The organism is Nocardia wallacei (genome assembly GCF_029869545.1).
GTDB lineage: Bacteria > Actinomycetota > Actinomycetes > Mycobacteriales > Mycobacteriaceae > Nocardia > Nocardia wallacei_A.
The window spans coordinates 12814-34989 of the sequence record NZ_JARWQD010000163.1 but is presented as its reverse complement, the minus strand read 5'-3'; the positions used below and the strand labels follow the sequence as shown (position 1 = coordinate 34989).

The 22176-nt window shown below is 69.5% G+C and carries 18 protein-coding genes; 8 read left to right on the top strand and 10 right to left on the bottom strand.

The features are described from left to right. Window positions 1–85: 85 nt before the first annotated feature. The 3 genes from QH290_RS13610 to QH290_RS13600 form a co-directional block, all read right to left on the bottom strand. A complete protein-coding gene (locus QH290_RS13610; RefSeq protein WP_280268646.1) occupies window positions 86–1795 on the bottom strand; it encodes a serine/threonine-protein kinase in 1710 nt (569 codons plus the stop codon). 70 nt (window positions 1796–1865) lie between these two features. After that, window positions 1866–2525 carry a response regulator transcription factor gene (locus tag QH290_RS13605; RefSeq protein WP_280268645.1) on the bottom strand — a complete coding sequence of 220 codons (660 nt, stop codon included), beginning with the start codon at window positions 2523–2525 and terminating at the stop codon, window positions 1866–1868. A 63-nt stretch (window positions 2526–2588) separates the two neighbouring features. Continuing rightward, a complete protein-coding gene (locus QH290_RS13600) occupies window positions 2589–3854 on the bottom strand; it encodes a sensor histidine kinase (protein WP_280383125.1) in 1266 nt (421 codons plus the stop codon). A 166-nt stretch (window positions 3855–4020) separates the two neighbouring features. On the opposite strand from QH290_RS13600, the gene QH290_RS13595 reads away from it, so the two are divergent. The 3 genes from QH290_RS13595 to QH290_RS13585 all read left to right on the top strand — a co-directional run bounded on the left by QH290_RS13595 (window position 4021) and on the right by QH290_RS13585 (window position 7708). Next, window positions 4021–4872, top strand: coding sequence for a phospholipase A2 family protein (locus QH290_RS13595; protein WP_280268643.1), 852 nt, complete (start codon window positions 4021–4023; stop codon window positions 4870–4872). A 284-nt stretch (window positions 4873–5156) separates the two neighbouring features. Beyond that, on the top strand, window positions 5157–6590 hold the full coding sequence (locus tag QH290_RS13590) for an alpha/beta-hydrolase family protein (protein WP_280383123.1): 1434 nt from the start codon (window positions 5157–5159) through the stop codon (window positions 6588–6590). 668 nt (window positions 6591–7258) lie between these two features. Then, a complete protein-coding gene (locus tag QH290_RS13585; protein ID WP_280383120.1) occupies window positions 7259–7708 on the top strand; it encodes a MarR family winged helix-turn-helix transcriptional regulator in 450 nt (149 codons plus the stop codon). A gap of 343 nt (window positions 7709–8051) precedes the next feature. Here QH290_RS13585 and gatA read toward each other — a convergent pair whose 3' ends face one another. Both gatA and gatC read right to left on the bottom strand, forming a co-directional pair. Continuing rightward, window positions 8052–9521, bottom strand: a complete 1470-nt coding sequence (gatA, locus tag QH290_RS13580; RefSeq protein ID WP_280267853.1) for an Asp-tRNA(Asn)/Glu-tRNA(Gln) amidotransferase subunit GatA — start codon at window positions 9519–9521, stop codon at window positions 8052–8054. Next, the gene (gene gatC, locus QH290_RS13575) at window positions 9518–9814 is read right to left on the bottom strand and encodes an Asp-tRNA(Asn)/Glu-tRNA(Gln) amidotransferase subunit GatC (protein WP_280267852.1); all 297 of its coding nucleotides are present in this window, start codon (window positions 9812–9814) and stop codon (window positions 9518–9520) included. The genes gatA and gatC overlap by 4 nt, the downstream gene beginning before the upstream one ends. Window positions 9815–10244: 430 nt before the next feature. Between gatC and QH290_RS13570 the strand changes: the two genes are divergently transcribed. Beyond that, complete coding sequence (locus QH290_RS13570) at window positions 10245–10895, top strand: ACT domain-containing protein (RefSeq protein WP_280267851.1); 651 nt, start codon at window positions 10245–10247, stop codon at window positions 10893–10895. 149 nt (window positions 10896–11044) lie between these two features. On the opposite strand, the gene QH290_RS13565 is transcribed toward QH290_RS13570, so the two are convergent. The 4 genes from QH290_RS13565 to QH290_RS13550 form a co-directional block, all read right to left on the bottom strand. Continuing rightward, complete coding sequence (locus QH290_RS13565; RefSeq protein WP_280267850.1) at window positions 11045–11548, bottom strand: GNAT family N-acetyltransferase; 504 nt, start codon at window positions 11546–11548, stop codon at window positions 11045–11047. 48 nt (window positions 11549–11596) lie between these two features. Then, the gene (gene ligA / locus QH290_RS13560; RefSeq protein WP_280267849.1) at window positions 11597–13696 is read right to left on the bottom strand and encodes an NAD-dependent DNA ligase LigA; all 2100 of its coding nucleotides are present in this window, start codon (window positions 13694–13696) and stop codon (window positions 11597–11599) included. Window positions 13697–13879: 183 nt separating this feature from the next. Further along, complete coding sequence (locus tag QH290_RS13555; protein ID WP_280383118.1) at window positions 13880–15289, bottom strand: nucleobase:cation symporter-2 family protein; 1410 nt, start codon at window positions 15287–15289, stop codon at window positions 13880–13882. A gap of 98 nt (window positions 15290–15387) precedes the next feature. Next, window positions 15388–16797: an aminotransferase-like domain-containing protein gene (locus QH290_RS13550; protein ID WP_280383115.1), complete on the bottom strand. Its 1410-nt coding sequence runs from the start codon at window positions 16795–16797 to the stop codon at window positions 15388–15390. Window positions 16798–16860: 63 nt separating this feature from the next. Here QH290_RS13550 and QH290_RS13545 point away from each other — a divergent pair, with 63 nt between their 5' ends. Continuing rightward, window positions 16861–17181, top strand: coding sequence for a cupin domain-containing protein (locus QH290_RS13545; RefSeq protein WP_280267846.1), 321 nt, complete (start codon window positions 16861–16863; stop codon window positions 17179–17181). A 25-nt stretch (window positions 17182–17206) separates the two neighbouring features. Here QH290_RS13545 and QH290_RS13540 read toward each other — a convergent pair whose 3' ends face one another. After that, window positions 17207–18025 (bottom strand): ArsR/SmtB family transcription factor, encoded by an 819-nt coding sequence (locus QH290_RS13540; RefSeq protein ID WP_280383113.1) that lies wholly within the window; start codon window positions 18023–18025, stop codon window positions 17207–17209. Window positions 18026–18168: 143 nt separating this feature from the next. Between QH290_RS13540 and QH290_RS13535 the strand changes: the two genes are divergently transcribed. The 3 genes from QH290_RS13535 to QH290_RS13525 all read left to right on the top strand — a co-directional run bounded on the left by QH290_RS13535 (window position 18169) and on the right by QH290_RS13525 (window position 22114). Continuing rightward, window positions 18169–20409, top strand: coding sequence for a GH92 family glycosyl hydrolase (locus QH290_RS13535; RefSeq protein ID WP_280383110.1), 2241 nt, complete (start codon window positions 18169–18171; stop codon window positions 20407–20409). 74 nt (window positions 20410–20483) lie between these two features. After that, a complete protein-coding gene (locus tag QH290_RS13530; protein WP_280383109.1) occupies window positions 20484–21713 on the top strand; it encodes an AAA family ATPase in 1230 nt (409 codons plus the stop codon). A 35-nt stretch (window positions 21714–21748) separates the two neighbouring features. Beyond that, on the top strand, window positions 21749–22114 hold the full coding sequence (locus tag QH290_RS13525) for a hypothetical protein (protein WP_280383107.1): 366 nt from the start codon (window positions 21749–21751) through the stop codon (window positions 22112–22114). The last annotated feature ends 62 nt before the right edge of the window (window positions 22115–22176 follow it).

The window sequence follows — 22176 nt, the reverse complement described above, 5'->3', positions numbered from 1 at the left end:
GCGCCGGTCCGGCCTCATTTCCGGCATGCTTCGAATCCAGAGCGAGATTCCGGCCAAAAGCGCGCCGGAACCAGGGGCGGTCAGATCATTTGAGCGGCAACGTCTTCCACCACTCGGTGAAGGCCGGGCCGGACAGGCCGCGCTGGACCGCGGGCCAGTAGTCGTTGCTGCAGTACAGCAGGAAGTTCGCGCGCTCCGGCTCGTTCTCGAACGACGTCATCACGTAGTAGGTCGTCCGCGACTGGTTCTCCGGGGTGTTCCAGCGGTGATTGGTGTAGGAGGAGCCGCTGTTGCCGTCGACGCTCGTGCGGTTGGCGGGCAAGCGCGCCAGGACGGTGTGCACATCGGCCGGTGACCGGTACGAGAGCACGGTGTAGTCCGGCTGATGTCCGGCGCCGGCGCCCCAGCAGTCCCAGGCGACGACCCAGTTACCCAGCGACGGATGTCCCTCGTTGTGCTGGAACAGGGGGCTGCCCGCCTTGGTGGCATAGCAGGTCTTCCCGCCGAACCCGATGCCGCTGCCGGTACCGCTGTCGTTCGGCTCGGGAACCATCCGCGGAAACGCCTCGTGCAGCGCTCGCAGTTCGCGCACCGGATCGGAATCCCTGGTGAAAGTGGTGGTTTCGGCACCGCTGCTCTCCGAGTCGTCGTCGGAGGAACTCACGAGGGCGGCTCCGGCGATCACCGCCGCCAGCAGCACCACCACGGCGAGCACAATCCAGCCGACCCAATTCGACGACCGGCGCGGCGGCGGGTAGCCCGGCTGCGACGGAAGTCCCGGGGGTGGATAGGTCGGTGGCGCGGCCATATTCGCCGATGCGCCATTGCCGCCGGAATGCTGGGTGGCGGCGGGCATCGGAGGTGCCGAGCCGCCGACACTCGGCGAATAGCCCTGCACACCAGGCTGATTCGCGTGCGGTGCGGCCGCATAGGGCGCACCCGGCGCCACCAGCACCGGGGCGGGCGCCGTCAGCGCACGCTTCGCCGCGGTCGCGAAATCCGTACAGTTGGGGAATCTTTCGGCCGCCCGCTTGGCCATCGCCTTGGCGATCACCGCGTCCATCGCCGGTGACAGCCCGGCCCGGCGCGCGCTCGCCGGCGGCACCGGCAGCTGCAGGTGGCCGCGGATCACCTCGGACGGATTCTCGGAGTCGAACGGCCCGGTCGCGGTCAGCAGCCAGTACAGCGCGCAGGCCAGCGAGTACTGGTCCGACCCGTGATCCAGCGCGGCGCCGGTCATCTGCTCGGGCGAGGCGTAGGCCAGTGTGGCGGTGAACATTCCGGCCTGCGTCAGGTGCTGGGTGTCCTCCCGCAGCCGCGCGATGCCGAAGTCGGTGAGGAAGACCCGCTCCCCCTTGCCGCCCCCGGCCCGCGCCAGCATGATGTTGGCGGGCTTGATATCCCGGTGCAGCACGCCGTTGCCGTGTGCGTAATCCAGTGCGGCGGCGACCCCCTCGATGATCTGCACCGCCCGCTCCGGCGGCAGCGTGTGCGGGTGCACGGTCGCCGCGTCCACGCCGTCCACATACTGCATGCTGATCCACAGCTGCTCGTCCTCGACGCCGCGATCGTAGACGGCGACGATGTTCGGGTGGTCCAGCTGTGCGGCCAGATCCGCCTCGCGCTCGAACCGCGCGCGAATCTCCGCGTCGGCGAACAGCTCCCGGTTCAGCAGCTTGAGGGCCGTCAGGCGGGGCAGCCGCGGGTGGCGCGCCAGGTAGACCGAACCCATCCCGCCCTGTCCGAGCAGACGCTCGATGGTGAACCCGGCGAACACGTCACCGTTGTGCAACACCTACGGGACCCCTTCCGGCAACGTACAGGTGCGGCGATCCTACCTGCTGTGCTTGACCCGTTCCCGCCGGTCAGCCGGGGGTGACCAGACCCGATTCGTAGGCGAGCACCACCGCCTGTGCGCGGTCACGCAACTCGAGCTTCGAGAACACCTTGGACACATGAGTTTTCACAGTCTGCTCGGCGACGAACAGCGCCTCGGCGATCTCGGTGTTGGACATACCCTTGGCGATGAGTTCGAGCACCTCGCGCTCGCGCGGGGTCAGCGCGCCCAGCGCCGGTGCCGGTTTGGGGCGGGCCCGGCGGCGGGTGACGTCGGCGATCAACCGGCGCGTCACGGTCGGGGCGAGCAGCGCCTGGCCCTCGGAGACCACCCGCACCGCGCGCACCAGTTCGTCGGCGGGCGCGTCCTTGAGCAGAAAGCCGCTGGCGCCCAGGCTCAATGCCTCGTAGACGTAGTCGTCGATATCGAAGGTGGTGAGCATCAGCACCCGCACCGGAGGGTCGAGGTGGGCGGCGAGGATGGCGCGGGCGGCATCCAGCCCGTTCATCTCCGGCATGCGCACATCCATCAGCACCACATCGGGACGCAGCCGCTTGGCCTCCTCGACGGCGACCTTGCCGTTCTCCGCGTCACCGATGACGCTGATATCGGACTGGGCGGCGAGCAGGGCACCGAAACCCTGCCGCACCATCGCCTGATCGTCGGCGATCAATACGGTAATGGGCACCCGACGATCCTCGCACGCGCGGACCCCGAGCACCGCACCCAGCCCACGCCGGTGGACGGGTGCTCAGGGGGTGGTGGGAGATTCGATCGCCCCGCCCCCCGCACTACCGGCGAGCGACGGTGGCTCGAGTGCGCCAACCGCGATCGCGAACGGCAGCACGGCCCGCACCTCGAATCCGCCGTCCGGACGCGGACCGGCGAGGACGGTGCCGCCGATGGCCTCCGCCCGGGCCTGCATGCCCGAAATGCCCGTTCCCGGAGTACCGGCGGCCACGCTCGCGCCCGGGGCGTTGCCGATGATCGCCTCGACCGAGCCCGCGCGCACGGTGAGCGCGACCCGTACCGCGGCGCCGGGCGCGTGCCGCGAGGCGTTGGACAGCGATTCCTGCACGATCCGATACAGCGCCAGCCCGGCCGTATCGGGAACGGTCGGCAGGTCCCCGTCGATCGACCAGGCGATCGAGACCCCGGCGCGGCGGGCACCGTCCAGCAGGGCCAGCACATCGACGGCCGCGGGCTGCGGGGCGTGCTCGGGCAGTTGACCGTCGCTGCGCAGCACGCCGAGCATGCTGCGGATCTCGTTGAGGGCCTCGCGCGCGGAGGATCCGATCGACTCGAACTCGGCCCGCGCCGCCGGGGAGACATCGCTCACCCGGTAGGGCGCGGTCTGCGCCTGCACCACCACCATCGACATGTGGTGGGCGACGACGTCGTGCAGGTCGCGCGCGATGCGGGCCTTCTCCTCCAGGATCGCCCGGCGCGCCCGCTCCAGTTCGTTCTGCTCCTCCTGCTGCACCAGCGCCTTGCGCGAGAGCACCAGCCAGCGCACCAGCAGGCCGAACACCACCAGGCCGGTCATCGCGATCGGCCAGCCCAGTCCGGCCTCGGCGAACGAATCGCCGGTCTGCGCCATCGTGGTCGCGAACAGCAGCGCCGAGGCGATCCACGCCACCAGCACGATCTGCATCTGCGCGCGCACGGCGACGGCGAACAGCAGCGCGAAGAATACGAGGATGTGCACCACCTGGAACGGCAGGGTGTTGTTCGGCTGGTTCGGGATGGCCAGCGCGATCAGCAGCGCCGAACTCGCGGAGATGGCCCAGCCGAGCGCCGGGTTCACCCGGATCAGCGCGAACGGGAAGGCGGCCAGCCCGGCGATGAACGGCTGCGCCGCCGCGGGGACCTGATGGGTCAGGTGCAGCGTCGGCCACGCCACCGCGAAGAGGATCGCCGTGACGAGCACGGTGAAGCCGTCGAAGGCCAAACGCCGCCGACCGGGATTTCGCACCGTCCGGGTCACCTGCCGCGCTGTCCGCGCAATCCGAGCCATGTATACGACAGTAGAAATCCGCATGACCAGCGTCGTCATACCCCCGGGTGAAATCGCACCCCCTACCCGGGTACGAGCCCGCGGGAACCCTCCCCCGGTACTACAGGCGATAAATCGCACCCCGGCGTGACGCCCGGGTAGATGCCAATTCATAACCTTGGTGGCCATGAGCGATGCAACGCAGGATTTCCCACCCCGCGCAGAGTCGATCACCGGCTCGTCACGTCGGCGGGTTGCGGACGCACCGCAGGGGATGTCCGGGGGCGGCCGCGGGCCGGATTCGGCGCCCCCCGAGAGAACCGGACGCCTACGGCGCGTGGCCGGTGCCGCGGCCGTGGTCGCGATGGTCACGGGGTCCACGGTCGCGCTGGGTCCCGCGGCGGCCGCGGTGGGTGTCGGCAGGCCGCCGGTGGAGAATGCCGCCGCGCGGACCGCGGTCGCGGAGCTGACAGGTGAAAAGCCTTGGGAGGCAGTTATTCCCGAGGATTTCCAATCCCGGCAGGGGTACCGCCCGGTCGTGGTGGGTGGGCTGCTGGTGGATCCGCGCGGCGGCTGCTCGTCGCCGATCCCGCTGCCCGCCGACTTCGACAATGCTTGTAAGGCACACGATCTCGGCTACGACATGCTCCGCTATGCCGAACGAGACCAGCAGCCGCTGGGGGCCTGGGCGCGCCAGGCCGTCGACGCGGCCCTGGAGCAGCGCATGTACTCCGCCTGCGCCGCCCACTCCGATCCCCTCGTCCGCACCCGGTGCGAGGTGCTCGCCGGCGTCGCTACCACGGCCGTGGACCTGAATTCGCGCCGCCAGAACTACGCGACGCCGTTGCCGGAGTACGTGTTCGGGACCGAGCTGTCGGGTAGCGCGCTCGGCGGTCAGGCGCTGCGGTTGCTCGCCCCCGTCGGCTCGGCCGCGCTCACGCTCGCCCTGCTGTTCATGGGAATCCGCCGGGCGCGCCGCCGCGGGATCGATCCGACCGTCTTGTTCCGCAGGAGGGCCCGCGTTGCGCTGCCGAACTGAACCGCCTCGGCACGCCGAATCGGGGCACCAGCCGGATGACCCCGTTCCAGACATGCCGCTAGCGCATCCCCTTCACCCCGCGCGTGTGCGGTCCGGCCGGACGCATACGACGCGCCACACACCCCGGTGGCGGCACCTGCCGCCCCGGGTCCCGCACCCGTCCGGCGACACGCGTCGCCGGGCCCTTACCGCCGATCGGCGGCACGGCGTCTCCGCCATGCCCGCCGCGGCGCACCGCATCACATCGATCGTCACCAATTCGACTGACGCACCGAGGATCTGCCATGACCATCACCATTGCCCCGCCCGAGCGCCACCAGTCCGAACCAGAGCGCCGCCCGAACGCAGCGCAGCAGCGCCGACCCACCCGGCCACCACGAAGACGCTTCCGCACCCCGCCCCGCATCGGCACCACCCTCGCCCTCACACTGGGCACCGCGGCCTCGCTGACTCCCGGACTTCTCCCGCGAACCGCCGCGGCACAGGCGATTCTCACCGCCCTGCTCGTGACGATCGCGCTCGCCGTCGCAGGAATCTCTCGAATCCTGCTGCGCCGCTCGGGTTTCGATATCAACCGCAGTCTTGCGCCGTACCGGCTGCCGGTGGCACTGACCGGCACGCTGGTGGTCACCGGCGCCGTCCTGCTCGCGCAGCAGTGGCAAAATCGCCTGCGCGCCGCCATGGGCGCCCCGGAGGTGACCGTCGATCACTGGTTGCGCTGCGGTATCGGCGCCGTTCTGATCGTGGCGGTACTCGTCGGCGCCGCGCACGGAATCCGTTGGCTGGTCCGGCGATTGGGCCGGTTACGGAGCGTCGGGCTGGCCGTGGTCGCGGCGGTGGCCACCCAGGCGATGCTGGTGCCGACCGTCGTGGACTGGCAGCGGGCGGCCTACGCCACCGCCGATGCCAGCGTCGATCCCACGCTGGTACGACCGGTCTCGCTGACCCGCTCGGGTAGCACCGAGTCGGGCGTGAGCTGGTCCTCGCTCGGCGCCGAGGGGCGGAAGTTCGTGGCCGGTTCGCCCTCCCGCGCGGCGCGCATCTATGTCGGACTGAATTCGGCGCCCGATCTGAATTCCCGTGTCGCCCTGGCGATTCGCGAACTGGATCACTCGGGCGCGCTGAATCGGGGCAACCTGGTCGTGGTCGTTCCCACCGGTTCGGGCTGGATCGACGCCAATGCCGCACGGGGCCTGGACGAGCGGTTCGGCGGGGACGTCACGCTGGTCGGCATGCAGTACTCGCAGGCGCCCAGCTGGGCGACCTTCGTCTTCGGCCGCCACGCCGCGGAAGAGTCCGCGCGCGCCCTGTTCACCGCCGTCGAACAGCGGATCGCCGCGCTGGCCCGCAAACCCCGCCTGTACATCTACGGGCAGAGCCTCGGCGCCACCGCCGGTAGTGCGCTGTTCGCCGACGACGCCGATCAGCAGCGACGCGTGTGTGCCGCCCTGTGGGCGGGCCCGCCCGCCGGGCGCGTACACCACGGCGGCGCAACGATTCTCGCCAACTCCTCCGATCCGGTCGTGCAGTGGTCGCCCGAACTGCTCTGGCGCGCACCCGATCTCACCGCCACCCGCCCCGACGCGCCCCACCCACCCTGGATCCCGCTCCTCAGCTTCGTCCAAACCTCCGCCGACCTCCTCACCGCCCTCACCCCACCCCCGGGCCACGGCCACCGCTACGGCACCGACCAGGGCACCACAATGGGCACCTGCTGACCCCGCCCGATCCCGGCCAAAAGCATGCCGGGAATGAGAGGCCGCCGGACTGCCGGGGAATGCGAAGCCCGCTGGACTACGGGGAACGAGAGGCCCACCGCACTACCGGGAACAAGAGCCGCCGCACTACCGGGAACGAGAGGCCCACCGAACCACGGGGAACGAGAGGCCCACCGCACTACCGGAAACGAGAGAGCCGCCGCACTACCGGAAACGAGAGGCCCACCGAACCACCAGGAACAAGAGGCCCACCGAACCACCAGGAACGAGAGGCCCACCGAACCACCAGGAACAAGAGGCCCACCGCACCACCGAAAACGAGAGCCACCGAACCACCAGGAACGAGAGAGCCGCGGAACCACCGGGTAGGGGAGGGCCCGCCGGACTACCGAATCCGAGGAGGCTCGCTGGACCGCCGGGACGGGGGCGTCTGTCGGAATGCGGAATGGTGGGGAGGGCATGCCGATCCGTGGGACGGGCGGAGGTGTGCGGCTGCGATCTTCCTCGGTGGGTTACCGGCGGCTGGAAGGATGTCGACACGCGGCCCGGCGGGACCGGGGGATGTGTACGGCTCATACACTGTGCAGTGCGCACATGGGCCGCGTGGCGCACAGCTTCTGTGCTGCCGGTCCTCGCAGGGCGGCAGCGCTCACCGGCGGAAGGACGGCATGGACAAACCCACGCATCAGGTGGAGTTCGAGACCATGCTGCTCGGCCGATACACCCTCAATCCCCGCTATCGCCGCGACGGCACCCGCCTGGAGCGCAGCGCCTACCTGCTGCTCAGTCGCCTGGCCATCGATGGGCCGATGTCGATCGGGCAACTCAGCGACGCGTTCGGCCTGGACGCCTCGACGCTGAACCGCCAGACCGCCGCCCTGTTGCGCGCCGGGCTCGTCGAACGCATCCCCGACCCGGACGGCGGCATGGCCCGCAAATTCCGAATCACCGACGCGGGCGAACAACGACTGGTCACCGAACGCACCGCCAACATCGAGGGCCTGAACCGAGTCATGGAGGGCTGGCCCCCCGAAGACGTAGCCACCTTCGCCGACTACCTCCAACGCTTCAACACCGACATAGAACGCCTAGACGGCCGCCCTTGGCCCCGCCCCTGACCACGACCGACCACCACCCGTTGCCGCCGTGACACACCACCCACATTTCCGGCATGCTTTTGGCCGGAATCCACCGATGGCAGGAGTGAATCCCGGCCAAAAGCACGCCGGGAACAGAAGCAGGTAGAACCACGCACGGTCCAGAAGCAGGTGGGACCTCGCACAGGCCAGAAGCAGGTGGGACCACCCACAGGCCAGAAGCAGACGAGACCACCACACGCCAGAAGCAGGGCGGCACTACTCATACGCCGGGAGCATGGCCCCGCAAACTACGCCCGTGCCGGAAGCGTGGCCCCGGCGGACCACAGCCAGGCCAGGTGCATGCCCCGGTGGGTGGGGGTGGTCAGGCGATCGGGCCTCGGGCGGCTTCGTAGGCGGCGCCTACTCGGTAGAGGCGGTCGTCGGCTAGGGCCGGGGCCATGATTTGCAGGCCTACCGGCATTCCGTCGTCGCTGCTCAGGCCCGATGGGACCGACATGCCGCAGTAGCCCGCCAGGTTGCTGGGCAGCGTGCACAGGTCCGACAGGTACATCGACAGCGGGTCGTCGACCTTCTCCCCCAGCTTCCACGCGGTGAACGGGCTGGTCGGTGACACCAGCACGTCGACCTGCTCGTAGGCCCTGTCGAAGTCCTGGGCGATGAGCGTGCGCACCTTCAGCGCCTGCCCGTAGAAGGCGTCGTAGTATCCGGCCGACAGCGCGTAGGTGCCGATCATGATGCGGCGCTTGACCTCCGGGCCGAATCCGGCGGCGCGGGTCGCGGCCATCACCTGCTCGGCGCTGTGCTGCCCGTCGTCGCCGACGCGCAGGCCGTAGCGCATGGCGTCGAAGCGGGCCAGGTTGGAGGAGACCTCGCTGGGCAGGATCAGGTAGTAGGCGGGCAGCGCGTACTCGAAGTGCGGGCACGACACCTCGACCACCTCGGCGCCGAGCTCCTTCAGCACCGCCACGGCCGCGTCGAAGGACGCGATGACGCCCGGCTGGTAGCTGTCGGAGTGCAACTCCTTGACCACGCCGACCTTCACACCCTGCAGATCCCCCTGCGCACCTTGGCGCGCCGCCTCGACCACCGGGGCCACCGGCGCATTGCGCGACGTCGAATCCTTCGGGTCGTAACCCGCGATCACCTCGTGCAGCAGCGCGGTATCCAGCACGGTCCGTCCGCACGGCCCGCCCTGATCCAGCGACGACGCGCAAGCGACCAGGCCGTACCGCGAGACGGTGCCGTAGGTCGGCTTGGTGCCGACGGTGCCGGTCATGGACGCGGGCTGGCGGATGGACCCGCCCGTATCGGTGCCGATCGACAGCGGCGCCTGATACGAGGCCAGCGCCGTCGCCGACCCGCCGCCCGAACCGCCCGGAATCCGCTGCGGATCCCACGGATTGAGGGTCGGGCCGTAGGCCGAGTTCTCCGTGGACGAGCCCATCGCGAACTCGTCCATATTGGTCTTGCCGAGAATCGGGATACCGGCCGCGCGCAGCTTGGCGGTCACGGTCGCGTCGTACGGCGGGACCCAGCCCTCGAGCATCTTCGACCCGCAGGTCGTGGGCATGTCGGTCGTGGTGAAAACGTCCTTGAGCGCCAACGGAACTCCCGCCAGCGGCGAGGCCACGCGCCCGGCGGCGATCGCCCGGTCCACCTCGGCCGCGGTCTGCAGCGCCTCTTCGCCGGCGACGTGCAGGAAGGCATTGAGTTCGCCGTCGACCTCCGCGATGCGCCGCAGATGCGCCTCGGTGACCTCCACCGCGGACACCTCGCGGGCGTGGATCTTCTCGGCCAGCTCGGCGGCGGTGGCCTTGGTCAGATCGCTCATTCGCCCTCTCCCAGGATCTGCGGGACCATGAACCGCTGCTCCTCCACCGCCGGTGCGCCGGACAGCGCCTGCTCCGGCGTCAGGCCCGCGACGACGGTGTCGGGCCGGGTCACGTTCGTCGTCGGATTCGGCGACGCGGTGGCCGGGACGTCGGCGGCGACCTCCGAGATGACCCGCACGTGACTGAGGATCGAATCCAGCTGACCGGCATACAGGTCGAGCTCTTCATCGGTCAGGGCGAGCCGGGACAACCGGGCGAGGTGTGCGACCTCGTCGCGGGAGATGGCGGGCACCGCGGGACCCCTTTCGGCAGGTTCGAGCAGATCTCCTTGCACGGTATGTGCAAGGGAAGGTGTGGCGCGCAGCGTCTCCGCTCCAGGTGCTGCCGACGGGACGAGGCGGCCTCGGTCTAGCCTAGTGAATAGGCTCGAGTCAGTTTAATGGGCTCACACCTCAGGCTCCGGCGGCGGCGCCAGCCCTGGAGTCGCATCGCGCTCACCCGATCGGCGAGCGTGAGCGGTCGCCGGAGCCGTGTGCACGACTCGGTACCGTGACGCTGTCGGGATGCGACTGGCACCGCGGGCTCATTCATCCGACAATGACCAGTGGCGTGTGTCACCACGCGCGCCATGGACCGCTCACCCGCAACCTCCGGGTGTAAGTATTGCGAGACACGGGTATACGTCCGAAAGTCTCGGTCGCACAGGAAAGGAAGGGCCGCACGTGTCATTTCTGCTCCGCGTGCAACTTCCGGATCGCCCAGGAAGTCTGGGTTCGTTAGCCGTCGCCTTGGGCTCCGTCGGCGCCGATATCCTCTCGCTGGATGTGGTCGAACGCGGTGCCGGATACGCGATCGACGATCTCGTGGTGGAGGTGCCACCGGGCGCGCTGCCCGACACCCTGATCACCGCGGCCGAATCGCTGGCCGACGTGCGGGTGGATTCGCTGCGCCCGTACTCCGGCATTCTCGACACGCATCGGGAGCTCGAGCTGATCGACCAGGTGGCCGCCGCGCGCGACGACCGGCTGCAGGTGCTCGTCGACGGCGTCCCCCGGGTGCTGCGGGTGGGGTGGAGCACCGTGATCGACATGGGCGCCCAGGGCGCCTACCGGGTGGTGGGCAGCACGAGTGCGCCTGAGACACAAGCGGGTTCGGCGCCGTGGATGCCGCTGGAGAAGCCCGCGGCGCTCGATCCCGAGGCCGACTGGGTGCCGCAGATCTGGAAGGATATGGACACCAAACTGGCCGCGGCGCCGCTCGGCAATACCGGCAAGGTGCTGCTGCTCGGCCGCCCGGGCGGGCCGGAGTTCCGGCCGTCGGAGGTGGCAAGGCTGGGGTATCTGACGGGGATTATCGCCACGGTGCTCGGCTGAGGCCCCGGCCAAAAGCACGCCGGGGATGAGGGACCATAGCGCACGCCGGGGTGACGGGACCTTAGAACGCACGCCGGGGTGACGGGACCACGGAGCGCATGCCGCGGATAGCGGGGACCCTAGAGCGCACACGCCGGGCACAGCGGGGCTTATAGCGCCAAGCGCATCACGGTGAGTGGCTTGCCCGTATCTGTTGCCCAATCTCGTTGGGGCACATGGACGAATCCCATGCTTTCGTAGATGCGGCGGGCATCGCCCATGGTCGGCATGGTGGTGAGCACCACCCCCTCGAACCCTTCGGACCGGCCGGTGTCGACGACGGCGCGCACCAGTGCCGTTCCGACGCCCGACCCGCGTGCCCGCTTTCCCACCGCGAGCATCCGGAACTCCAGCTCACCGGATCGGGCGATGTCGGCATAGGGCGTGCCGAACCGGGCCACGGTGAGCGAGCCGAGCACCTCGCCGTCGCGTACGGCCACCAGCACATCGGCCGAGCCCGAGCGCGTTGCCGTATCGAAAAGTTCTGCCACATAAGGGCTTTCGGGATCGACATGGCCCTCGCCGACATACACCTCGACGGTCAGCGCCCCGACCGTCGCGAACTCCTCCGTCCGCGCCTTCCGGATCTCGAATCCCGGCTCCGCCACGCCCACCTGCTCACCTTTCCTCACACACTCGACACGCTCACGCTCGGCGGCGACCTACTCTTCGGCCGGACCGCTCTCCTCGACCGCCGGCGGCCCGCCCTCCAGTAATCGGCGGAACCCGTCCTCGTCCAGGATCGGTACGCCGAGTTCCTCCGCCTTGGCCGCCTTCGAACCGGGGGAATCGCCGATCACCACGTAGGCCGTCTTCTTCGAGACCGAGCCCGCCGCCTTACCGCCGCGGACCAGGATCGACTCCTTGGCCTCGTCGCGCGAGAACCCCTGCAGCGAACCGGTGACCACGATCGACAGCCCCTCGAGGGTGCGCTCGATGGATTCGTCGCGTTCGTCGGCCATGCGCACCCCGGCCGCGCCCCACTTCTCCACGATGGCGCGGTGCCAGTCGACGGTGAACCACTCCTTCACCGCGGCCGCGATGGTCGGGCCGACCCCGTCGACGGCGGCCAGTTCCTCGGCCGAGGCGTTCTCGATGCGCTGCATGCTGCCGAGCTCCGAGGCCAGCGCGCGGGCCGCGGTCGGGCCCACATGCCGGATCGACAGCGCGACCAGCACCCGCCACAGCGGCCGATCCTTGGCCGAGTCCAGATTCTGCAGCAGGCGTTTGCCGTTGGCCGACAGACTGCCGTTCTTGTTGACGAAAAGCGTTGTGGTGAGCAGCTTTTCCTCATCGAGGTCGAACAGGTCGCCCTCGTCGGCGATGACGCCGGACTTCAGCAGGTCGACCGCCGCCTCGTAACCGAGCGACTCTATATCGAACGCACCGCGCCCGGCCATGTGGAACACCCGCTCCCGCAGCTGCGCCGGGCAGTGCCGCTGGTTGGGGCAGCGGATGTCGGCGTCGCTCTCCTTCTCCGGGGCGAGTTCGGTGCCGCACTCCGGGCAGCGGGTGGGCATGACGAACTTGCGCTCGGAGCCGTCGCGCACGTCCGCGACCGGGCCCAGCACCTCGGGAATGACGTCGCCCGCCTTGCGAATGGTGACGGTGTCGCCGATGAGCACGCCCTTGCGCTCCACCTCCGAGGCGTTGTGCAGCGTCGCCATCGCGACCGTCGATCCGGCGACGGTGACCGGCTCCATCACCGCGAACGGGGTGACGCGCCCGGTGCGCCCGACATTGACCTGGATGTCGAGCAGCTTGGTGGTGACCTCCTCCGGCGGGTACTTGTAGGCGATCGCCCAGCGCGGGGCGCGCGAGGTAGCGCCGAGGCGGCGCTGCAGCACCATCTCGTCCACCTTGATCACCTGGCCGTCGATCTCGTGCTCGATGTCGTGGCGGTGTTCGCCCCAGTAGCGGATGCGCTCGATCACCGCGTCGGCGCCCTGCACGCGGACGGTGTGCGCCGATACCGGCAGACCCCACGCCGCCAGCGCGCGGTATGCCTCGTACTGCGACTCGGGGGTGAAGCCCTCCATGCGACCGAACCCGTGGCAGATCATCCGCAGCCGGCGGCGGGACGTCACCGCCGGATCCTTCTGCCGCAGCGACCCGGCGGCGGTGTTGCGCGGATTGGCGTACGGCGGCTTGCCCTCGGCCACGATCGCCGCGTTCAGGTTCTCGAAATCCTCGAGCCGGAAATACACCTCGCCGCGCACCTCGAGCAGCTTCGGCACCGGGAACTCGTCGTTCTCGGCGAGCCGCAGCGGGATGTCGTCGATGGTGCGGGCGTTGAGGGTGACGTCCTCACCGGTGCGCCCGTCACCGCGGGTCGCCGCGCGGGTCAGCCGCCCCTCCTCGTAGACGAGGTTGAGCGCGACGCCGTCGATCTTCACCTCGCACACGTAGTGGATGTCGGAACCCGTCTCGGCCTCCACGCGGCCGACCCAGACCCGCATCTCGTCCTCGTCGAAGACGTTGTCCAGCGACAGCATGCGCTCGAGGTGGTCGACCGCGGTGAACTCGGTCGCGAATCCGCCGCCGACCAGCTGCGTCGGCGAGTCGGGGGTGCGCAGATCCGGGTGCGCCTCCTCCAGCGCCAGCAGCCGCTGGAACAGCGCGTCGAACTCGCCGTCGGAGATGATCGGCGCGTCGCGCACGTAGTAGCGGAACTGGTGCTCGCGAACCTGCTCCGCCAGCTCCTGCCACTGTGTCCGCTCGTCCCCCGTCGCCGGGGTGATCTCGGTACCGGATTCACTCACAAAACGCAGATTAGCCGAGACCACCGACCGTTTTTGCCGCCTCCGGCGCCGTGTCCGACGGCCCGCTGTCGAGCCGGTATCGACAAGACGCTCGCCGAGCACCGCCCACGGGCGCCCGCGGTCGTCCGGCACTCCGGCGCGCGCTCGGCCGGAGACCATCGCCGTACAACGGCGCGGGCGAGATCACGGCCGCAGATCGTCGTCGAGCCGATCACCGAGCCGGTCCTGGCTGTCCTCGGCGGCCGCGAAAACCGAGGCGCCCGAACGCCTTCCGAACTTCAGCACGTTGAAGGCCAGATTCAGCACGACGGCGACGATGGCGGTGGCGCTGATCCCGGATTCCAGAACCATCGCGACCTTCTCCGGGAACGCTTCCCAGAACGCCGGCGCCGCAATGGGTATCACGCCGACGCCGATGGACACCGCGACGATCACCATATTGAGGTTGTCCTGATAGTCGACCCGCGACAGCATCCGAATCCCGCTCGCGGCAACGGATCCGAACAGCACCAGCCCGGCCCCGCCGAGCACCGGATACGGGACCCCGGCGACCACCGCGCCGACGACCGGCAGCAGTCCCAGCAGCAGCAGGATGAACCCGCCGGTCGCCACCACGAACCGGCTCTTGATCCCGGTCAGCGCCACCAGACCGATATTCTGCGCGAACGCGCTGCACGGGAAGGTGCCGAACAGCGGCGCCACCGCCGAGGAGGCCATATCCGCGCGCAGGCCGTCGGCGACCCGCCGGGTGTCGACCTCGGTGCCCACCACCTCGCCGATGGCCAGGATGTCGGCGGTGGCCTCGGTCATGATCACCAGCATCACGATCGTCATCGCGACGATCGCGCCGATCTCGAAAGTCGGTGTGCCGAAATGGAACAGCTGCGGCGGGGCGACCAGGCGCGCCTCACCGACCGCACCGAAATCCGCCTTCCCGGCCAGCGCGGCGATGATGGTGCCGATCACCAGGCCGATCAGAATCGACAGCCGGGAGATCGCACCCTGGAACACGCGGCTGATGACCAGGATGATCAGCAGCGTCAGGCCCGCGAAGCCGATATTGGCCATCGACCCGTAGCCGGGTTCCTCGCGGTCGTTGCCCATCGCCCATTGGAAGGCCACCGGCATCAGCGACAGTCCGATCACCGTGATGAGCGAGCCCGTCACCACCGCCGGGAACAATCGCACCAGTTGCGCGAAGAACGACGACAGCACCAGCCCGATCACCCCCGCGACGATGATGGCGCCGAATACCGGGCGCAGCCCGTCCTCGCTGGCGATCGAGACCATCGTCGACACGCTCACGAACGAAATGCCTTGCACGATGGGCAATCTGCTGCCGAAGGGCCCGATGCCCAGGGTCTGCACGAGCGTGGCCAGGCCCGAGATGAACAGCCCGGCCGTGACCAGCAGACCCATCTCGGCCGCGGACAGCCCGGCCGCGCCGCCGACGATCAGCGGCGGCGCGATCACCCCGCCGTACATGGTCAGAATGTGCTGGGTCCCGTAGGCGACCAATTGCCCCGCCGGGTATTTGGTGTCCTCCGGACCGCTCGTACGCGCCCGGCCGCCGAGCCATGCCAACGCCCTCATCGGCCACTTCCTTTCCGAAAACGGAACTACTCTTCCGCTACACGGAAGTGTGACACGGAGCACGCGGCCCCGTCCCCGGTTTCGGGAAGTCGATCGAGTTACACAGCCAAGGGCGGGGCGGCCGCGGTATGGCGCGCGGGAGGTTCGTATGCCCGCCATGCCTCGGCCAGCCGCTGGGCGGCGGTGCGCAAGTCCTGCTGCGACGCAACGAAACTGATGCGCACGTGGGACGTGCTGCCACCCGTGGCGTCCAGGCCGGTGCCGGGGAGGATCGCGGTGCCGTGCCGCAGGGCGCGCTGGGCGAAGGAGGTGCCGTCGCCGTAAGGCAATCGCACCCACAGGGTTTGGCCGCCCGGCACCGGCGGCACGTCCCATTCCGGCACCCGCGCGGCCAGCTCGGACACCAGCAGGTCGTGACATTCCTTGCGCTGCCGGACTATTCGATCGCGCAGGGCATCCAGTTCGGACACCAGACCGGCGGCGGCGAGCTGCGCCGGAATATTGCCGCCGAGATCGTGCACGGCGCGCAGGCGGGCGAGGCGGCCGATCACCGCGACCGGGGCGCGCACCCATCCGATGCGCATCCCGCCCCACAGGATCTTGCTCAGCGATCCGACCGTGACGACCGAGTCGTCGTAGGCGGCCAGCGGCGGCGGGGCCGGATCGGCACCGGGGAAGGCGAGATCGGCCAGCACCTCATCGTCCACCAGCGGCACCCCGGCCGCCGCCGCGGATTCCACGAGGGCGCGCCGGGACAGCGCGGAAAGTACCGTGCCCGTGGGGTTCTGATGAGTCGCGACCACATAGGCCAGCGCCGCGGGCGTCACCTTTCCGAGGCCGATCGGGCACCCCTCGAGCACCGCCGCGGCCTCCCGGAACGCCTCCAGCGCACCGGGATACGTGGGCGCCTCGACCAGCACCCGATCGCCGGGCCGCAGGAAGGCGCGGGCGATCAGCGACAGCGCCTGCTGCCCGCCGCCCGTCACCAGGATCTGTTCCGGTGTGGTCGGCACCCCGCGGGCCCGATAGCGATCGGCAATCGCCTTGCGCAGCACCAGATGTCCGTTCGGGTGGTAGCCGATATCGTCGTCGATCTCCGCCAGCCGCGGCAGCATCCGCCGATAGGCGTCGGCCACCTCCGGCGGCGGATGCTGTGGCGCGGCGCAGGCGAGCGCGATGACACCGGACTCCGGTTCCAGCAGGTGCAGGAACGCGGGTGAGTGCGTGGTATCCGGCGGCGCGGCGGGGCCCGCCCCGGCGACCCGCGTCCCGCTCCCCTGCCGCCGCACCACCCGGCCCTCGGCGCCGAGCAGCTCGTACGCGGCGACCACCGTGCTGCGGCCGACGGCCAGGGCCTTCGCCAGCGCGCGGTCGGGCGGTAGCAGCGTGCCCGGCGGCAGTTCGCCGTCTTCGATCAGGGCCCGCAGCCGCCCGGCGAGCAGCAGATACAGCGGACCCCGGCCCGCGGACCAGCGCCCGAGCCGGTCGGTCAGTTCGATTGGCTCCATATACAAACCAATTCTGCCCGATTGGCTCTAGGTTCACCAGGACGGCAATTCCAGGATGGTCCCATGACCAAGATTTCCATCCCCGACACCGCCGCCGCCCTTACCGGCCCGTGGCAGCCCCGCGACCTCGCCGTCGCCAACGACGCCGTCGTCCGCATCGCCCGCTTCCACGGCGCCTTCCCCTGGCACCACCACGACGAGGACGAACTGTTCCTCTGCTGGGACGGCACCTTCCGCCTCGAACTCCAGGACCGCGAGCCCGTCACCCTCCACCCCGGCGACATCTTCGTCGTCCCGAAGGGAGTCGAACACCGCCCCGTCGCCGACGAACCCGCCCACGGCCTGATGATCGAACGCCCGGAGACCGAGCAGTACGGCAATTGATCTCCGGGCGCTGGCGACATCCGGTTTAGGACGAGGCCGGTTCCCATGCCTCCGGGGCGAGTTCGGGCAGCGTATCGCCCGTCTCCAGGAGGGCCTTGAGGTTGGTGATGATGCTCGGCCAGCCGCCGCTGACGCCCTCGAGCAGGGCGCTGCCGGGTTCGAAACCGTCGTGGACGACGGTGAGTTTGACCAGGTCGCCGACCGGTTCGAGCTCGAAGGTGACCTTGGAGCGGGGCTCGCTCATCCACTTGCGTGCCGTGTCGTGGTCGATGCCGAACGCGTCGGCGTGGTCGAGGCTCATGGTGTGCCAGGTGTAGGACAGTCGGTTGTAGGGATCGGCCTCCAGCACCTTCTGCTCGGAATCGGTACTCTTCCAATCCCTTTCGTGCCACGTCATGACCGAACCCGGCCGCCAGTCGGTGTCGAAGTGGGCGCCCCAGTAGCGCTTGGTGAACGCGGGCTGGGTCAGCGCCTCCCACAGCTTCTCCGGGGTGGTCTTGATGTAGGTGGTGTAGACGAATTCGGTATTGCTCATGGTCGTGGTCTCCAATGCGGTCTTGAGGTCGGCCAGGGCGTGCACTCGCCCGCGGTCGTAGCGGTTGATCCAGCGGTCGGCGATGGCGTTGATGGGCTCGGCGTTCAGGTAGTGCAGCTTCTCCCGGCCGCGGCGGCGCGTGGTCACCAGGTTGGCCGCCTCCAGCACGGCCAGATGCTTGCTCACCGCCTGCCGGGACATGTCCAGTCCCGCGCACAACTGCCGCAGCGTCTGCCCGTTGTCCGCGTTCAGGCTGTCCAGCAGCAGCCGCCGGCTCGCATCGGCCAGCGCCTTGAACACCTCGTCCACTCCGTCACCTCCATAGGCAACCTTTCGGATGCATATTCAATATAGGCATCCATTTGGTTGCATGTCAACGTCGCGCCCGGCCCGACGCGACCAGTCTCGCCGTTCCGCTGTGGCGGCCGCCCTCCATCACCGAATCTGAGAAGATGACCGATCCCACCGCGTATGTGAACCCCTTCGTCGGAACTCAGGACGGCGGCCCCGACTACGGTCACGGTGGTGGCGCGGGCATGACCTTCCCCGGCGCCGTCGCACCGTTCGGAATGCTGCAGTGGAGTCCCGATACCGTGCGCACGGCGGGCGGCGGCTACAAATACGAGGACAACCGGCTGTACGGATTCTCGCTGACCCACATCTCGGGCCCGGGATGCACTGGTGCACAGGATATTCCGATACTGCCGATCTCCGGCGTCATCGGATCCTCCCCCGCCGAGACCAGCTATCACCAGACCTTCCACCATCGCACCGAGACGGCCGAACCGGGGTACTACCGGGTCACCACCACCAGCGGCGTGACGACCGAGCTGACCGCGACGACGCGGGCGGGCATCGCCCGATTCACCTTTCCGCCAGGCAGACCCGGCACGGTGCTGATCGACATCACCGGCTCGGTGAACGGCGTGGACGACGCGGAGGCGACCATCAGCGGCAGCGCCGTCTCCGGCTGGGCGCACACCGGCGGATTCTGCGCGGCGCCGAGCCGCTACCGGGTGTACTTCCATGCCGTCTTCGATCGACCGATCACCGGATCCGGTGTGTGGCAGGACAATACGGTGCGCCGCGACACCGCCGTGCGCGGCGCGGCCCCGACCCGTCGCACCGACTCCGGTGAGCTGGAGGTCCACGGCAAGGGCTGCGGTGTCTATCTGCAGTTCGATGCGGACCGGCCCGTCGAGATGCGGGTGGGGTTGTCGTTCGTGAGCATGGAGGGCGCCCGGAACAATCTCGACACCGAAATCGGCGCAACGGATTTCGCGGCCGTCCGGGCCGGAACCAGGGCACAGTGGCAGCGGCAGCTCGAGCGGATCCGCATCGGCGACGGCGATCCCGACCGGCTGCGCACCTTCTACACCGCGCTGTATCACTGTCTGCTGCAACCCAATATCTTCGACGATGCCGACGGGACCTACACCGGATTCGATCGGCAGCTGCATACCGTCCGGCCCGGGCACCACCACTACGCCACCTTCTCCGGCTGGGACATCTACCGCGGGCAGGCTCAGCTGCTGGCGCTGCTCGTCCCGGACGTGGCGGCCGATATCGCCCAATCGATGGTCGACGACGCGCGAGCGCTCGGCGACGTGTGGGACCGCTGGTCGCATCAGAACACCGTCACCGGCGTCATGAACGGGGATCCGTACCATTCGATCCTCGCCAGTATCTACGCGTTCGGGGTGCGTGAGTTCGATGCCGCCGAGGCACTCGCCTCCATGGTCGCCGGTGCCGACCGGATCGGCGAGAAGTCCGGCTATACCGAACGCCCCGGCAACGAGGACTACCTTCGGCTCGGTTACGTCCCGGGCAAGGTCTCCGACACCCTCGAGTACTGCCTGGCCGACTTCGGGATCGCGCAGCTGGCGCGGCGGCTCGGCGACGACGCGACCCATCGGCGGTTCATGCAGCGCGCGCACGGCTGGCAGCGGCTGTACAACCCGCGCACGGGCTGGATCCAGCCCCGGCACGCGGACGGCTCGTTCGCCGAGCCGTTCGATCCGGCCGCCACCGACGGATACGTGGAAGGCAATGGCGCGCAATATCATTGGATGGTCTTCGCGGATGTCGGCGCGCTGGTCGAGCTGATGGGCGGCCGCGAACACACCACCGCGCGGCTCGACGAATTCTTCACCGAACTCAATGCGGGCGCCGACCGGCCGCACGCCTACCTCGGCAACGAACCCTCTCTGCAGACACCCTGGCTGTACGCGTGGGCCGGGCGGCCCGACCGCACCCAGGACGTCGTGCACCGCGTGTGCACCGAGCTGTACCGCCCCACCCCCGACGGGCTGGCGGGCAACGACGACCTGGGCTCGCTGTCGGCGTGGTACGTCTGGGCCGCCCTCGGCTTCTATCCGGTGATTCCGGGACGCGCGGAGCTGTTCGTGAACCAGCCCGCCTTCCCCGAGATCGAGGTGACCCGCTCCTCGGGGCAGACGATCATCGTCTCGGCTCCCGGATTGTGCGACTCGCTGCGATACATCAGGTCCCTGAGCGTCGATGGAACGGTCACCACCAGGGCCTGGCTGCCGGAATCGTTCGCGCGCGACGGCGGGCGCCTCGATTTCCGCCTGGGGCCGATGGGCGATCTCGCCTACGGCACAGCCGAATCCGACGCCCCGCCGTCCTTCGACGCCGGACGGCTCCCACACCCGGATCCGACCTACGACTGACGGTCCCCGCAGGCCCGCCGTCGCGGCGTACCGGAGCGGACGGCAGGATGGCACGGGTGTTGCGCAGTTTTCAGGTGACGAACCACAGATCGCTGGCCGAGACGCAGGAACTGCGGCTGGTCGGCAGCCGGGCGGGCGCGCTGCCCGCGCCCGTGACCGCGGTGCACGGCACGGCGGCCACCGGCAAGTCCAGCCTCGTCGACGCGCTCGGCCATATGCGCGACGCGGTGCTGAATTCGGTGACCGGCTGGGATCCCTACGCGGGACCGGTGCGCGCCCCGCACCGCGGATTCGCCGATCGCCCTTCCGAATTCGTCGCCACCTTCGTCGCCGAGGGCGTGCCCTACACCTACGGTTTCCGGCTCGACAACGCCGACGTGACCGCCGAGTGGCTGCACAGTCATCCGCGCAACCGCAAGCGCATCGTCTTCGAGCGCGAGGGCGACCACGTCCGCATCGGGCCGATGTTCGAACCGGTGCGGTACGGCATCGGGGCGCTGGTGCCGCTGGTGCGCCCGAATGCGTTGCTGCTCAGCCTCACCGGGCAGATGTACGCGGAGGCCCTGGTGCCCGCCTATCGCTGGTTCTCCGCGCAGCTGGATGTGCAACGCGGGCAACCGGATCCGCAGCGCATCGCGCACAGCCTCGGCAGCCACATCTCCCGCTCCGCGGACAATGCCGCGCGCCTGCTGACCCTGCTGCGCTCGGCGGAGCTGGGCATCGAGGATCTGCTGATCGCGGAGAACGATCCGATGTACGCCGACTATCTGCGCGACCTGGACAACGATATCGCCGGTGCGGCAACCGAACTCGACGCCTGCCTCGCCTCACCCGCCCGCGCCGAACAGCTGCGGCAGACCCACGGCCTCACGCCGACCGCGCTGGAGCGCGAGCTGAGCAACCTGCGCGCGGCCCGCGACACCCTGTACTCGCGGATGGTGGCTCGCCGCGGCGTCGGGCTCGGGTTGGTGCACGAGGGGATCGACGCCACCTTCGACATCGCCGACGAGTCCACCGCGACGCTGGCGCTGCTGCGGTTGCTGCCGCCGATGCTGGACGCGCTCGACACCGGACGGGTGCTGGCCGTCGACGATATCGACACGCACCTCACCGGCGACGCGACCGACCGCCTGATCCAGCTGTTCCAGAACCCCGAGACCAACTCCCGCGGCGCGCAGCTGATCTTCACCACCCGCAACCGCACCCTGGTGGACCGCGGCAACGGCCGCTCCCAGCACCGCCGCACCACCGTCTGGCAGCTGCGCCGCACCCCCGAGGGCACCACGGAACTCACCGCGCGCTGAACGGGCCCGATAGGCCCGGCGCATAGCATGGGGGCATGCTGGAGATCGCGTTTCTGGTCATGGTCGTCGTGGTGCTCGTGGTGCTGATCACGAGTTTCCGGCGCGGGCGGGCGAAGCCGGGATCCGGCCCGCGTGCCGGGTGGAACCGTCCCGAGCCCGAGACCGGGACGCTGCACGTCACCGGGGTGAGCCCGCGACCGGCCGCGCAGGGCAGCCAGTACGTCACCATCACCGGCACCCTGTCCGGCCCGTCGGTCGCCGCGGAGACCGTCTACGGTCGTTTCGCCTGGGACGTCAACCAGTGGCCCTCCCCCGGCGACCAGATCCCGGTCGTCTACCCGCCGGGCAAACCGCAGCACTGGCAGCTCGGCCACCCGGGCGCCCGTCCGCCCTTCGGCTGACCGCATCCTGGCGTGCTGGTGGCCCGGGGATCGGTGCCGCATCGGATCGGGCGGACTCCGGC